Below are 15,182 nucleotides of genomic sequence, written 5' to 3' on the forward strand. Positions count from 1 at the left end.
CAAATTGCTGAAATACGATGCAGGACAAGGAGAATGGAGTAACTGGCTGGTAACTGAAACCGGGTTTGATCCGGCTCATCAAGGGAAAGGCGAAGCTGTGCTCTCACTTGGAAACGGCTACATGGGACTTCGCTCCGCAACGGACGAGAATTATGTTGGACAAGTGCGGAACTGGTTCGTAGCTGGAACCTTCAATAAGTTTGATGAGCATGAAGTAACAGAACTCCCTAATGCAGCGGATGTAACGGAACTTTCAATCACTCTGAATGGGGAAACCTTCAGCTTGGAAAAAGGAAGAACGATCAGCTACAGTCGTCAACTGAATCTCAAGAACGGTGAGCTGACCCGTAACGTGGTATGGCAGAGCCCAACTGGAGAAAGCTTTGAACTTCAATTCCGTCGCTTTGTTTCCTTGAGCAACCGTCATTTGGTTGGTTCATCCGTAAGTATCAAGCCACTGGATGGTCAGGCACGTGTTCACATTGCGTCTGGTATTAACGGACAATGGACGAACTCGGGTGCACAGCATTTCACGGAAGGCGAAAAACGGATATTTGAAAAGACTTATATTCAAATGACGTCAACGACGACACAATCGGCGGTTGATTTTGTAACCAATACGGTGCATCACTGGCAGCTGAATGGTGAAAAAGTTGAGCCGGAATTGCGTCAAACGATGGGACGCCGCAAGGTTGGCATCGAAGGCACAGTGACCGTGGAAGCCGGACAATCGGTAACACTGGAAAAAATCTCGAATGTGCATACCAGCCGCGATCTGGTGTACAGCAACGGTGGATATTCACTGGATCAAATGCGTGAATCTTCACTGACAGAACTGAAGGAAGAGTCGCAAAAAGGGTATGATCAGCTGTTTCGTGAAAGCGCTAACTCCTGGGCGGATACCTGGTTCACGTACAACATTGAAGTGGACAGCACAAGCGGATATGACCAGCTTGCTATCCGTTTCGCCATCTATCATCTCGTCATTATGACACCTGCTCATGATAATCGCATGGGAATCGGGGCGAAAGGATTAAGTGGTGAAGGGTACAAGGGACATTCCTTTTGGGATACGGAAATCTTCATCCTGCCTTTCTTCATCTACAGCAATCCCAAGATCGCAAGATCCTTGCTGGAATATCGATATCAGGGGTTGGATGGAGCTAGAAGCAAGGCCAAGGAGAACGGATTCGAAGGAGCCATGTATCCATGGGAAGCAGCCTGGATCGAAGATGGCGAAGTTACACCGGTATGGGGAGATGTAGATATCGTAACCGGAGAACAGACGAAGATCTGGTCCGGCTTCATTGAACAGCATATTACCTCTGACATCGCTTATGCCGTTTGGCATTACGTCCAGTCTACAGGCGATGAGGCGTTCATGGAGCAATATGGCTACGAGATCATTTTTGATACAGCAACGTTCTGGGCCAGCCGTCTGGAGTGGGATGAGGCCAAGGGCCGCTATCACATCAATGAGGTTGTTGGACCGGATGAATATAAGGAACATGTGGACAACAATGCATTCACCAATCATATGGCTCACTTCAATATGGAACTGGCCATTCAATATTATGAAAAGCTTGAGCAGGAAAAACCTGAATTACTCAAGGCATTGTCTGCGAAGCTTGACCTGACATCAGCTAGGAAAACATGGAACAAGCTGGATCAAATGTATCTGCCAGGGCCAAATGAACAAGGACTTATTCCACAAGATGATACCTACTTGCAGAAGAAAGTCATTGATCTTACCCCTTATAAAAATCAGACGAAAGTCGCCAGCATCTTCAATGATTACAACCTGGATCAGGTTGGTGAAATGCAAATTTCGAAGCAGGCTGACATCATGATGCTGTTCTTCCTGCTTGAGAATAAATTTGAACCCGCTATCAAACGTGCGAACTATGACTACTATGAGGAAAAAACATTGCATGATTCCTCATTGTCGCTGTCAACGCACAGTATCCTTGCCAGTGACTTCGGTAATCGTCCGCTCGCTTATGATCTGTTCCGCCGGGCGTCCGAGATTGATCTGGGACCGCATATGCACTCTTCGGATGCAGGCATCCACTCAGCTTCTCTGGGCGGAATATGGGAATGTGTCGTGATGGGATTTGCCGGAGTTCGCATGTTGGATGGCCAGCTTCATCTCGATCCGAAGCTGCCAGAGTCCTGGAGCAGTCTGAAATTCCCGCTTTACTGGCAAAACCAGCTGTTGCATATCACAATCACGTCCGAGGGTATTCTAATCGAGAGTGATGCAGAGGAAGAAATTTCTCTCCTTCTGTCCGGTCAGCAAGTTACTTTCAGCAAACGGTTTCAAACCTTGGTTTAATATAAATCCATGTGGAGGTCATTCAAATGAAAAAAGGGTCCGCAAGTTTGGTCATTATGCTGATTTTGGTATTAGTGTTATCCGCTTGTTCTTCAGGTGGAAGCAACAGCGCGGAAGGCGGAAAAGGAGAAAAAGTAAAACTCACCTTCTCCGTATGGGGAGATGTCAACTCCGGTGCGGATGAAGTGAAGCTTGCGGAAGAGTTCAATGCTGCACACCCGGATATCGAAGTGAAGTTTGAGCCTATTCCAAGTGAAGGTTATGGAACAAAACTCACTACATCTCTGGCAGCAGGTCAGGCTCCAGACGTATTCCTGGTTGGTGAAGGCGACTACTACAAATACGTTGATAAAGGTGTAATTGAGCCACTCGACGATTATTTGAGCAAAGACACTGCCTTTAATCTGGATATTTTCCAAAAGGATCTCATTGAAAATATGAAAATCGAAGGCAAACAATACTACTTGCCTAAAGATTTCAACCCACTTGCACTTTGGTACAACAAACGCATGTTTGATGAAGCGGGAATCCCTTATCCAACAGATGAATGGACTTGGGATGACATGATTGCAACTGCACAGAAACTGACTAAAAAAGATGGAAAAAAATATACTCAATTCGGATTCAACGCAGGCAAATGGGAATATCCGATTTATACGTACCTGTGGGATAACGGTACAGACATCGCGAATGAGGATGGAACAGCTGCGGAAGGCTACATGAACAGTGAAAAAACGATAGCGGCAATGGATAAATATGTATCCTGGTCTCAAGGAGATAGCCGTGTATCCCCGACGCCACTGGATTCCGAGACACTTGGCGGAGATTCATCGATGTTCATGACAGACAAGCTCGCCATGATGATTACAGGTCGTTGGATCAAAGGTGATCTCGACAAATCCGATGTTCAATATGGTTCTGCACTGATTCCACAAAATACGGACGGTACTCGTTCAAGCATTATCGCAAGTGCAGGTTGGGCGATCAACGCAGCCGGTAAAAATAAAGAAGCGGCTTATGAACTGGTGAAATGGCTCTCGGGTACAGATGCACAGAAGCTTCGTTCTGCGAACGGTAAAGTACTGCCAGCGACTGTGAAAGAACTGGACGAAGTCAAAGCCAAAGAAGTAGCAGACAAACCGGTCATCGAAATGATGGATTATGCTAAAAAACCGGTCACCATGCGTTCTACAAACGGACCTGTGTTTGTTGAAGAATTCACCAAGGCGCTGGAAAAAGTGCTGCTTGGCAAACAGGATGTCAAAGGCGCTCTGGATGAAGCTGCGAAGAACGTTGACAGCAAAATCAAGTAAAAACCATGCGGGTGAGTCGGCGGCCATGCTGATTCACCCTCTTCATCAAGGAGGCTGCTATGCGTAATTCTAAATCCGAGCGTGCCGGGTATTGGTTCATATTGCCCTGGCTTATAGGCTTGTTGCTCTTTACCATTGGTCCAATGTTATTCTCCCTGCTGCTGGCATTTAGTAAATGGGATATTATCACCGGCGTACAATCGATCGAATGGGTCGGTCTGGATAACTTCAAAACGATGTTTCATGATGAGCTTTTCTATCAATCGTTGAAAGTTACCTTTATCTTCGCTCTGGTATCCGTACCACTATATCAAGTGGCATCACTGCTTATCGCCTTGCTGCTTAATATGCGGAACAGAGGCATGAAATTTTTCCGATTGATCTATTTCATGCCATCCGTCATTCCAGCTGTAGCGGCATCAATGATGTGGATTATGATTTTCAATCCGGAATACGGCATTCTGAACCGGGCGCTTGCCTTTTTCGGCGTACAGGGGCCAGCTTGGCTTCAAGATCCGAGCTATGCGCTGGGCGCACTGATTGTCATGGGTTTGTGGGGCGTCGGCAATACGATCATCATTTATTTGTCCGGCTTGCAGGGCGTTCCTGAAGAGCTGTATGAAGCTGCCAATCTGGATGGAGCGGGACCGCTTCAACGGTTTTTCAACATTACATTACCTATGATTTCCCCGACGGTGTTCTTCAACGTGATTATGGGTATCATCGGCGGATTCCAGTATTTTACACAAGCATTTGTTATGACCAACGGGGGACCGCTTAACTCGACCTTGTTCTATAACTTGTATCTGTACAATAAAGCTTTTACCGATTTTGAAATGGGTTATGCTTCGGCATTGTCCTGGGTATTGTTCATCATCATTCTGGCGTTTACGTTGCTGGTCATCCGCAGCTCTTCGATGTGGGTCTATTACCAGGGCGATAACGAAAAGGATTGAGAGGAGGACAAATGATGAATCAAGCAACGACACGGAAACCGGTCTACTCGAAACTATTCTCTATGCTCATGCTTATCGCTGGTGCAGCCGTCGTGCTGATCCCGCTGTTATGGACGTTTGCAACGTCTCTTAAAACACCTGCCGAGGTGTTCAAAGATGATTTTTTCCCGGCTGTATGGATGTGGTCTAACTATAAAAATGCCGTCTTGGCCATCCCGTTTTTTACATTTTTGAAAAATACGCTGATTATTCTGATTCCGGTATTAGTCGGTACCGTATTCTCGTCTGCCCTATGTGCGTATGGTTTCGCCCGGTTTAACTTCCGCGGCAAACGCACGCTGTTCCTGGTGCTATTGGCGACGATGATGCTGCCTTCGCAGGTAACGATGATCCCGATGTTCATCATGTTCAAGGAAATCGGCTGGGTTGATACATTTTTACCACTCATTATCCCTGCATTCTTCGGGGGCGGAGCGTTTAACATCTTCCTGATTCGCCAGTTCATGCGCGGTATTCCGCGTGATCTCGATGAGTCTGCTTTTGTTGACGGAGCCAATAAAATGCAGATTTTCACTAAAATCATGCTGCCGCTTTCCATGCCGCCACTGATTGCCGTATCGATCTTTACCTTTATGGGCGTATGGAATGACTTCCAGGGACCACTCATTTATCTGAACTCCAGTGAGAAGTATACGCTGGCTCTCGGATTGTCCATGTTCAAAGGGTTGTATAACGTGGAATGGAACATGCTAATGGCTGCAACGATGCTGATTATGCTTCCGCCACTCCTTGTATTCTTTGTTGCACAAAAATACTTTATTGAAGGCATTTCCATCTCTTCTGCAATCAAGGGCTAATCGTCCGTATGAATAGAAGAGATGAGCGGTAAGCCAAACCGCAGAGGAGGACTACCATGGCCACATTAACAAGCAGACATCCTTTTAATTTGTATTATAACGCAGGTGAATATGTAAAGATTTGCGGTACCCAGGACGGATACTTTCCCGACTTTGGGCATCATATGGCTAACGAAATGGGTGGTGTATGGCTGCATCCGATCAAGCTGCTGGACGGCTTCTGGCTGAAGGTAACCGATCTGGATCGCAACATTGCGGTATGGGCAAGGGCAGACGGATTCACAAGTGAATCCTGGGGCGGAAGCCGGTTCGATTATGATCACGGATTGAGCCACATTCCGGTATCCATTGAACGCAACCAGTTTGCCCCCGATTATGAAAAAGGCATGGTCGCAGAATATGAGATCAGCGCTTACGGCAAAGGAACAACCCGGCTCAAGCTGGAGCTGCTGTCACGTACCGATCTCCGTCCAGTGTGGTATTCCGATGAGATCGGAATTATCCCAGGAGCGGGTGAAACGGCAGAAGCTATTTCTTCGCGCAAAGTCATCGTCAAAGATGATGCCCAAGACTGGTATGCCATGATTGGAAGTGACCTGCCTGGAACGGTAATGACAGTTGGTCCTGAGATTTACGGACCAGAACTGACGGCAGGCAAGGGCACAGGCATTTCTTTTGTAACCGAATGCACGCTGGAGGAGAAGGATGTGTTCCGCTTCCGGTTATTTGTTGCCGGTTCGGAGTCGTCCCGTGAAGCCTGTGAGCAGACTTATGCAGTCATCGAACGTGACTACGTCAGCTTGAAAGAGCAGAAGCAGCAACTCTACGACAAGTTGGATCAGCGCGCAGTGCTGACCATTGAAGGCGAGGATGAGCTGAACGAGCAATTTGCCTGGGTGAAGCGCAATAATCAGTGGCTGGTGCAACAAGTAGACGGCATTGGTCGTGGATTGACGGCAGGTGGACCCACGTATCCGTGGTGGTTCGGCTGTGACAGTACGTATGCGCTTCAGGGTGTGCTTGCTACGGGAGACCATCAACTGGTGCGGGATACGCTGAATTTGTTGCTGGAGAAATCCAAGGAAGCAAACGGTAATGGACGTTTTGTGCATGAAGTGACCACGATAGGAGCCGTGTCTAATCGCGGCAACACGCAGGAGACGGCACACTATATCGCCTTTGTATGGGAAATGTTCCTGTGGACCGGAGATGATGCACTTCTGCGCGAGCATTATGACTATTGTGTTCAGGGAATCGACTGGCTGCTGGGTGAGATGGACCCGGACGGAGACCTGTTCCCTTCCGGTTACGGCATCATCGAGATTGCCGGATTGAATATGGAACTGATTGATAGTGCCGTATATACAGCCAAGGCTCTTCAGGCGCTGGAGCACATGAGTCTCTATTTGGGTGAAACGAAGCGGCATCAGACATATCAAAAACTGGCTGAAAGAGCGGTACGCGCAGTGAATGATGTGTATTGGTCTGAAAAAGACAGCCTCTATGCGGATGCCGTTGCACCTGTTTCTGATATTGTGCCCAAGGTGGATTACATGGTTTCTCTCGCTGAAAAGCAAGGGATCACAGACTACCGGGAGTACGTGGAAGGATTGCTTGCCGATGCAGGTGAGGATCAGAAAGATCGCGGTTGGTTGCTGAACAAAAACTGGGTCATTGTCACTCCAATGGAAGCAGGAATTGCCGATCAGGACAAAGCACAGCGTGCTCTGGAAGCGATGCGAAATCGCGACTTCATTGGTGAATACGGTACTTATCTTGCGGCCATGTATCAACAAGGCACGATGACAATCTCTACCGGAGCACATGCGGTTGCAGAAGCTGCGTACGGACATCCGGATCACGCACTGGATTTACTGCGTCGGATGGGGAAAAGCTTCTCACGTGTAGTGCCAGGTTCTTTCTCGGAGATGTCCCCGGACTACGGCTGTGTAGTGCAGGCGTGGACCATCTATGCACTGGCTGTACCAGTCGTACGACATTTCTTCGGCGTTCAACCGGAAGCACAGCATCGCCGTTTAACCTTATCACCTAATATGCCGCAGGCATGGGATAACAAAACATGCAGTCTGGAGCATCTGATGGTAGGCGATGCGGAGTTCGATATCCATTTTGAATCCCGTGAGGGCAAACGTTATGCGAGCATTTCCAACGCATCGGGCTGGACGGTTGTTCTGGACTGGAAGGGCGAGAAACGGGAAAGCAACGAGAAACGGATCGAATGGCAACTAGAGCAATAACATGGGGAGGAACGGGTAATGAAAGGGAACGGAGCACTTCAAGCCGTTATTTTTGATTTGGATGGTGTCATTACCGACACGGCGGAGTACCATTATGTAGCGTGGAAGAAGCTGGGGGAATCGCTGGATATTCCGTTTGATCGGGAGTTCAACGAGCAGTTAAAGGGCATTAGCCGTGGGGAGTCACTGGCGCGCATTTTACGTCTGGGTGGCAAGGAAGAGGCGTTTTCGGCTGAGGAAAAGGAAGAATTCGCACAGCGTAAAAACGAACATTACGTCTCGTTGCTGGACTCGCTGACACCGGAGCATACCTACCCTGGAATTCGGGAATTGCTGCTTGAGCTGCAAGCCTCCGGCATTCCTGCGGTGATCGCCTCGGCCAGCAAAAATGCTCCTCAAATTCTGAAGGCGCTGGAGTTGGACTCGCTGTTCCGCTATGTGGTACATCCGGATTCCGTACCAAACGGTAAGCCAGCACCTGATCTGTTCCTGCGTGGAGCAGAAGAAGTGGGTGCTCACATTAAGGCCTGCATCGGCATCGAGGATGCGCAGGCGGGTATTGAGGCCATCAAATCCGCAGGCATGATCGCCGTGGGTATTGGTGAAGAAGCTGTACTTAAAGGTTCCGGAGCGGACGTGGTGCTGAAAGATACTACACAGCTCACGCTGTCCTTCCTGGAGCGTACGTTGCAGGAGCACAGCCATTAAGCAGAAAAGGGGAGATGCAGCATGAACCGGGCATGGTGGAAAGAAGCCGTGGTATATCAGGTCTACTGGCGGAGCTTCCTGGATGCGAATGGAGACGGCATCGGGGATTTGGAGGGCTTGATGCTCAAGCTGGACTATATCAAAAGTCTGGGTATTGATGTCATCTGGCTTAATCCCATCTATGAATCGCCGGATAAAGATAACGGATATGACATAGCGGATTATTATCGCATCATGGCGAAAGCCGGAACGATGGAGCAGTTCAAGCAATTGCTGGACAAGGTACATGAACTGGGCATGAAACTCATTATGGATCTGGTGGTCAATCATACATCAGAGCAGCATGCATGGTTCGAAGAATCACGTTCATCTGTCGATAATCCGAAACGCGACTGGTATATATGGAAGCCAGGGAAACCGGATGGCCCGCCGAACAACTGGCGATCCTATTTTGAACCTTCAACGTGGACTTACGACGAGCGGACGGGAGAGTATTATTTCCACTCCTTTGCCAAGGAGCAGCCTGATCTGAATTGGGAAAACCCCGAGCTGCGTGAGGAGATTTACCGGATGATGCGTTTCTGGCTGGATCAGGGCATTGACGGCTTCCGCATGGATGTAATTAATCTGCTCGCCAAGCTGGAAGGTTTCCCGGATGCGGAGCACCCGGAGAACATTGATTATCTGGGCAATAATCCAGGCATTCATGAATATTTGCAGGAAATGAACCGGGAGGTTCTCCAGCATTACGACATCATGACTGTAGGAGAAATTCCGTTTGTCACACCAGAGGATGGCCTTCTGTATGTGGGGGATAACCGGAAAGAGTTGCATACGTTATTCCATTTCCAGGTGGCGGATGACATGCCTACTTGGGATCTGAAACGGTACAAGGAAATTCAGGAGAGCTGGTATGAAGCTTTCCGACATGAAGGTTGGAACTCCCAGTTCCTGAACAATCATGATCACACCCGACAGGTTTCAAGGTACGGGAATGATGGACAATACCGTGTGCAATCCGCCAAACAACTGGCGACCATGATTCATACCCTTCCGGGAACACCGTATGTATTCCAGGGAGAGGAGATCGGCATGACGGGTGTCCGGTTCTCTTCCATTGATGAATATCACGATATTGCAATGAAGAACAAATATAAGGAAGAAATCGGTAAAGGCCGTGCGCCAGATGAAGTGCTCCACAGTCTTCAGCCGCTGAGCCGGGATAATTCCCGCACACCCATGCAGTGGGACAGCAGCAAGCATGCCGGGTTTACCGAAGGGCGGCCGTGGATGAAGGTGAATCCCAACTATGAAGAGATTAATGTGGAGCGGGATTTGGCTGCGCAGGACTCCATATTTGCATATTACCAGCAGCTGATTGCCCTGCGTAAAATACACGCGGTTATGGTCTATGGAGATTATAGTGACCAATCGGCAGGGGAAGAGCATGTATATGCATATAGCCGCAGTCTGGATGGAGAGACATGGCTTGTCATTCTCAATCACTCGGACCGGGAGCAGTCCTATCGTCTGCCTGCTTCATTCGCTGATCGAGCGACGAATGCCTGCTTGATCATTGGCAATCTGGATCGGTCAACCTCCGATGAGGTTAGAGAAGGCCATCTTCGTTTGCGTCCTTATGAGGCGCTCATTTACTCCTTATAATACATCGCAAGATCAGCAGAGCCTGGCGGGGATTTTCCCGTCGGGTTCTTTTTTATAAAAAAAGGTACACAAAAGATACATAATGAACTAAAATGAACTTATATGAACATTATCTGACTAACGAAAGGAATGGATTAATGATGCAAAACCGTTATGCTGCACACCCAAATGAAGTGAAAAACTATGATACCTCCCGTCTGCGCGAGGAATTTCTGATGGAGCAATTGTTTGCCACAGATGAGTTGGTAACCGTTTACTCTCATGTAGATCGTTATATTGTAGGAACGGCTGTACCTCAAAGCAAGGATATCGCACTTGAAGTAAATCTGAAGGATATCGGAACGAACTTTTTCCTAGAGCGTCGTGAAATCGGTATCATTAATGTTGGAGGCCATGGAACCGTGACAGCTGACGGTCAAGGCTACGAGATTGGTGCGAAAGAATGCCTGTACATCGGCAGAGGTGTAAAAGAAGTCGTGTTCAAGAGCAGCGGCAAGGATCAGCCGGCTCAGTTTTATTTTGTATCCACACCGGCTCACCACACATATCCAACAGTAAAAGCAACGCAAGAACAAGCTCAGCCGAACCACCTCGGCAGCATCGAAAGCTCGAATGAACGGACGATCTATCGCTATATCCATCAGGGAGAAGGCGGGATTCAGAGCTGTCAGCTGGTGATGGGCATTACGGAACTCGACAAGGGTAACATGTGGAATACGATGCCTGCACATACCCACAACCGCCGTTCCGAAGTATACTTGTATTTCAACCTGCCGGAAGATGGCGTCGTATTCCATATGATGGGCGAGCCAAATGAAACACGGCATCTGGTTGTACGTGACCGTCAGGCCATCATCTCTCCTAGCTGGTCTGTCCACAGTGGTGTCGGTACGAGCAGCTATACCTTCTGCTGGGCAATGGCTGGGGAAAACCAGACGTTCGAGGATATGGACGGCGTGGCGATGAAAGACCTGAAATAGGCGCGTAAATTCCAAAGAAACAGGAAGTTGATCTGTGATGAATCCATTGAAAAGACATGAAAAAATTATGGAGGCTCTGCTGGAGCGGCAGGAAGTCACCGTTAGTGATCTGAGTGAACTGCTGCAGGTGACGGGCAAGACCGTACGGGAGGATCTCGATAAGCTGGAAGGCATGGGATTGCTCGTACGTGTCCATGGGGGTGCGATGCTGGCTCAGAACGACCAGTACGGCATCCTCACGAGTCGTGGGGCTACGGAAAAGCATCATTCGGAGAAAACGGAGATTGCCGAGCGAGCCCTTGCGTATATCCGACCAGGAGATATTGTTGCGCTGGATGGCGGGAGCACTACGTTGGAGATGGCGAAGAGATTGGACAATCAGCCCATTACGGTGGTTACCAATGATCTGTTCATTATTGCTGAGCTGACCAAAAAGGAGCAGGTGCGACTGGTTGTGCCCGGCGGAGCAAGAGTTCGCAATATGCTGGTGGGAGACGATACGGCTGCCTTCATTTCCGGTCTCAACATTCACAAAGCGTTTATCTCCACGACGGCACTTCATCCGGAATTTGGACTTTCCATATATACAGGAGATCTGGTGCCACTAAAAAAAGCAATGATCTCTGCTTCACAGCAGGTCTATGGCGTCGTGGATCATTATAAATTCGGACAATTTGCCCTTCGGACCTTTGCACACTGTTCGGAGCTGGACTGTATCATCAGCGATAGTCGCTTGGATGAGGAGACAGCAGCCCTATACAGGCAAAATGGTATCGAAGTGGATTATCAGAGCTGATCTTCAGTTCCACAGTGGTTACATGACTGCCGAGGCTGAAGAACACGGTTTGCAACCCAATAACCATGCGGAGGAATCATTCATGAACCCATACCCATTTGATTTAAGCGGACAAGTTGCACTTGTCACTGGTACGTCAGGAGGACTTGGGCAAGGAATGGCGATTGGCCTTGCTGAAGCCGGGGCAGATGTTGTGCTGGTGTCTTACTCCAATCCATCGGAAACAGCGCGTGCCATTGAGGCTCTCGGACGTAAAGCGTATGTGATTGAAGCTGATTTGAGCCGTGAGGACGAATTGACCGGGGTGTTTGAAAAGGCATTAGCCTTTCAAGGGAGAATTGATATTCTGGTCAACAATGCGGGAATTATTCGTCGCACACCTGCAGCCGATCACGGTCAACAGGACTGGCATGATGTCATTGGTCTTAACCTGAATACGGTATTTTTCCTGAGCCAGTTGGCTGGCAGACATATGATTGAACGGGGAAGTGGCAAGATCATTAACATTGCCTCCATGCTTTCTTATCAGGGCGGAATTAACGTACCGGGATACACGGCCAGTAAACATGGGGTTGCCGGTTTAACGAAAGCACTCGCAAATGAATGGGCAGGCAAAGGTGTTCAAATCAACGGGATTGCACCAGGCTATATGGAAACAGACAATACAACTCAGATTCGCGCCGATGAAAATCGGTACCGTGACATCACGGCACGGATTCCGGCTGGACGCTGGGGAACACCTGAGGATCTGAAAGGTCCGGTTGTTTTCCTGGCATCGGCGGCTTCGGATTATTTGAATGGTCACGTACTGAATGTGGATGGCGGCTGGATGGCTCGTTAACGCTGTCAGCGATCGATGCAAAGGAGGCAATGACATGAAACTTGGTATTCTTGCGCATACGTTTGGTAAACAGCCTACAGCACAGCTTGCACAGACCATCGCAGATAACGGATTTAATTCGGTCCAGCTGGCATTAGCCAAGGCCTTGTCGGATGTGGACTCGGCCAACGGCAAGCTGAGCCCTGGACTTGCGAATGAGATCGGAGATCAATTTGCACAGCGCGGAGTCAAGATTGCGGTACTAGGTTGCTACATTAACCCGATTGATCCTGATCCTGTGGCTCGTCGTGCAGACATTGAACGATTCAAGGAGCATCTGCGTTATGCCCGGGATTTCGGTTGCAGCATGGTGGCAACGGAGACAGGGGGCCTGGATACGTATCGCGACACTCATCCGGATGCATATGAAGAAAAGGCATGGACGGTGCTGCGGGAGACGGTAGAGGAACTGGCGGAAGAGGCGGAAAAGTGGGGCGTTCATGCGGCGATTGAGCCAGTATCTACCCATACGCTTCATACACGTGAACATATGATCCGTCTGTTTGAAGAAATTCCTTCATCCAATCTGGGCATGCTGTTCGATCCTTGTAATCTGATCAAACAACCTCATGTGGCTGACCAGTCTGCATTCCTGCGTGAAGTGATGGAAACGCTGTATCAGCGTATCATTGTCATTCATGCCAAAGATGTGGCTTTCAATGCGCAGGGTGAAAAGTTCAATCCGGTGCCGGGTGAGGGCATTCTGGATTATCCGTTATTTTTTGAACTATTGAAGAGCTATAAACCACACATCGATATTTCACTAGAAGGGGTAACCGCGGAAGAAGCTGTCCCGGCGGCCAAGCATTTACGTGAAATATGGAGTGGCGTTCGGGTATAAACGGTATAAAATCACGCAGAAGTTCAGCAGGTGATGGTTGAAAAAAATCCGGAAAACCTTTGCGGGAGCAAAGGTTTTTTTGGTGTAGCAGTCTTACTGATACATATTTAATATTTCTCATCGGAAAAATCGGAAATATTTCTTTTCAAAAGCGACATCTTGTGAGAGAATATGGAAAACATACGCCACCATGTCATGACATCTAGGGATTTGCCAAACGTATAAGTTAAGGGAGGAAACAGATTTATGTCAAACGAACGTGAGCTTTCATTTGAAACATTGGCAATTCATGCCGGCCAGGAGATTGATCCGACCACCCATGCACGTGCAGTACCGTTGTACCAAACAACATCCTACGGATTCCGTGATACGGAGCATGCAGCCAATCTGTTTGGATTGAAAGAGTTTGGCAATATCTATACACGTCTGATGAATCCGACCACGGATGTGTTCGAACAACGTATTGCTGCACTTGAAGGAGGCGCGGGTGCACTTGCTACCGCTTCCGGTCAGGCAGCGATTACGTTCTCCCTCTTAAACATCGCAGGTGCGGGAGATGAGATTGTTTCCGCAGCGAGTCTGTATGGAGGAACGTACAATCTGTTCTCAACCACACTACCGAAACTTGGCTTAGATGTAAAGTTTGTAGATTCCAGTGATCCTGAAAATTTCCGGGCGGCGATTACGGACAAAACCAAAGCATTGTACGCTGAAACGATTGGTAATCCGCAAGGCAACGTATTGGACATTGAAGCTGTGGCAGCTATCGCCCATGAACATGGCATTCCTTTGATTGTAGACAATACATTCCCAAGTCCGTATCTGCTTCGTCCAATCGAACATGGAGCTGATATTGTCGTTCATTCGGCTACCAAATTTATTGGCGGTCACGGTACTTCCATTGGTGGAGTTATTGTGGACAGCGGCAAATTCGACTGGAAAGCGAGTGGCAAGTTCCCGGGACTGACAGAACCGGATTCCAGCTATCATGGTGTCGTATATACAGAAGCGGTTGGACCGATTGCTTATATTATCAAAGCTCGTGTACAATTGCTGCGTGACTTTGGTGCTACGATCTCACCTTTCAATTCATGGTTGCTCATTCAAGGGCTGGAGACACTGCATCTGCGTGTAGAACGTCATAGCAGCAACGCACTGGCTGTGGCGCAATATCTGGAGAAACATGAGGATGTGGAATGGGTAAGCTACGCAGGTTTGCCGAGTCACCCTTCCTATGAACTGGCACAGAAGTATTTGCCGAAAGGCCAGGGAGCCATTCTGACCTTTGGTATCAAAGGCGGAGTAGATGCAGGACGCAAACTGATTGAAAATGTGAAGCTGTTCTCTCACCTTGCCAACGTAGGTGACTCCAAGTCACTGATCATTCATCCGGCAAGTACGACGCATCAACAGCTGACAGAAGATGAGCAGACTGCAGCCGGAGTTAATCCTGAGCTGATTCGTCTATCTGTGGGTACAGAGAATATTCAGGATATCCTCTACGATCTGGAGCAAGCCATTAAGGCTAGCCAGCAATCAAGCGTTAGTGTTTAATTCATAACGTGAATAAATTAAATTCATACGAGCCGCTTG

The 15,182-nt window shown here is 48.5% G+C and carries 12 protein-coding genes; all 12 read left to right on the plus strand.

The window, feature by feature from the left end; all coding sequences use genetic code 11:
- Positions 1–4: 4 nt before the first annotated feature.
- The 12 genes from A6049_RS21210 to A6049_RS21265 all read left to right on the plus strand — a co-directional run bounded on the left by A6049_RS21210 (position 5) and on the right by A6049_RS21265 (position 15,143).
- Entirely contained in the window at positions 5–2,335 is a 2,331-nt protein-coding gene (locus A6049_RS21210; protein ID WP_063566563.1) for a glycoside hydrolase family 65 protein, read from the plus strand.
- Between the two features lie 26 nt (positions 2,336–2,361).
- Positions 2,362–3,648, plus strand: coding sequence for an ABC transporter substrate-binding protein (locus tag A6049_RS21215; protein ID WP_063566564.1), 1,287 nt, complete (start codon positions 2,362–2,364; stop codon positions 3,646–3,648).
- A 59-nt stretch (positions 3,649–3,707) separates the two neighbouring features.
- Positions 3,708–4,604, plus strand: coding sequence for a carbohydrate ABC transporter permease (locus A6049_RS21220; protein ID WP_063566565.1), 897 nt, complete (start codon positions 3,708–3,710; stop codon positions 4,602–4,604).
- A 14-nt stretch (positions 4,605–4,618) separates the two neighbouring features.
- Complete coding sequence (locus A6049_RS21225; protein ID WP_063566566.1) at positions 4,619–5,461, plus strand: carbohydrate ABC transporter permease; 843 nt, start codon at positions 4,619–4,621, stop codon at positions 5,459–5,461.
- A gap of 56 nt (positions 5,462–5,517) precedes the next feature.
- On the plus strand, positions 5,518–7,719 hold the full coding sequence (locus tag A6049_RS21230) for an alpha-L-rhamnosidase-related protein (RefSeq protein ID WP_063566567.1): 2,202 nt from the start codon (positions 5,518–5,520) through the stop codon (positions 7,717–7,719).
- 18 nt (positions 7,720–7,737) lie between these two features.
- Positions 7,738–8,427: a beta-phosphoglucomutase gene (pgmB, locus tag A6049_RS21235; protein ID WP_063566568.1), complete on the plus strand. Its 690-nt coding sequence runs from the start codon at positions 7,738–7,740 to the stop codon at positions 8,425–8,427.
- Positions 8,428–8,448: 21 nt separating this feature from the next.
- Positions 8,449–10,092, plus strand: a complete 1,644-nt coding sequence (locus A6049_RS21240) for a glycoside hydrolase family 13 protein (protein ID WP_063566569.1) — start codon at positions 8,449–8,451, stop codon at positions 10,090–10,092.
- A 140-nt stretch (positions 10,093–10,232) separates the two neighbouring features.
- Positions 10,233–11,072, plus strand: a complete 840-nt coding sequence (gene kduI, locus A6049_RS21245) for a 5-dehydro-4-deoxy-D-glucuronate isomerase (RefSeq protein WP_063566631.1) — start codon at positions 10,233–10,235, stop codon at positions 11,070–11,072.
- A gap of 37 nt (positions 11,073–11,109) precedes the next feature.
- Positions 11,110–11,868 carry a DeoR/GlpR family DNA-binding transcription regulator gene (locus A6049_RS21250; RefSeq protein ID WP_063566570.1) on the plus strand — a complete coding sequence of 253 codons (759 nt, stop codon included), beginning with the start codon at positions 11,110–11,112 and terminating at the stop codon, positions 11,866–11,868.
- Positions 11,869–11,950: 82 nt separating this feature from the next.
- Positions 11,951–12,709, plus strand: coding sequence for a 2-dehydro-3-deoxy-D-gluconate 5-dehydrogenase KduD (kduD, locus tag A6049_RS21255; RefSeq protein WP_063566632.1), 759 nt, complete (start codon positions 11,951–11,953; stop codon positions 12,707–12,709).
- Positions 12,710–12,743: 34 nt separating this feature from the next.
- Complete coding sequence (locus A6049_RS21260; protein WP_063566571.1) at positions 12,744–13,589, plus strand: sugar phosphate isomerase/epimerase family protein; 846 nt, start codon at positions 12,744–12,746, stop codon at positions 13,587–13,589.
- A gap of 246 nt (positions 13,590–13,835) precedes the next feature.
- Complete coding sequence (locus tag A6049_RS21265; protein ID WP_063566572.1) at positions 13,836–15,143, plus strand: homocysteine synthase; 1,308 nt, start codon at positions 13,836–13,838, stop codon at positions 15,141–15,143.
- Positions 15,144–15,182 lie beyond the last annotated feature (39 nt).

The sequence above is a fragment of the Paenibacillus sp. O199 genome (assembly GCF_001636635.1).
Lineage (GTDB): Bacteria > Bacillota > Bacilli > Paenibacillales > Paenibacillaceae > Paenibacillus > Paenibacillus marchantiae.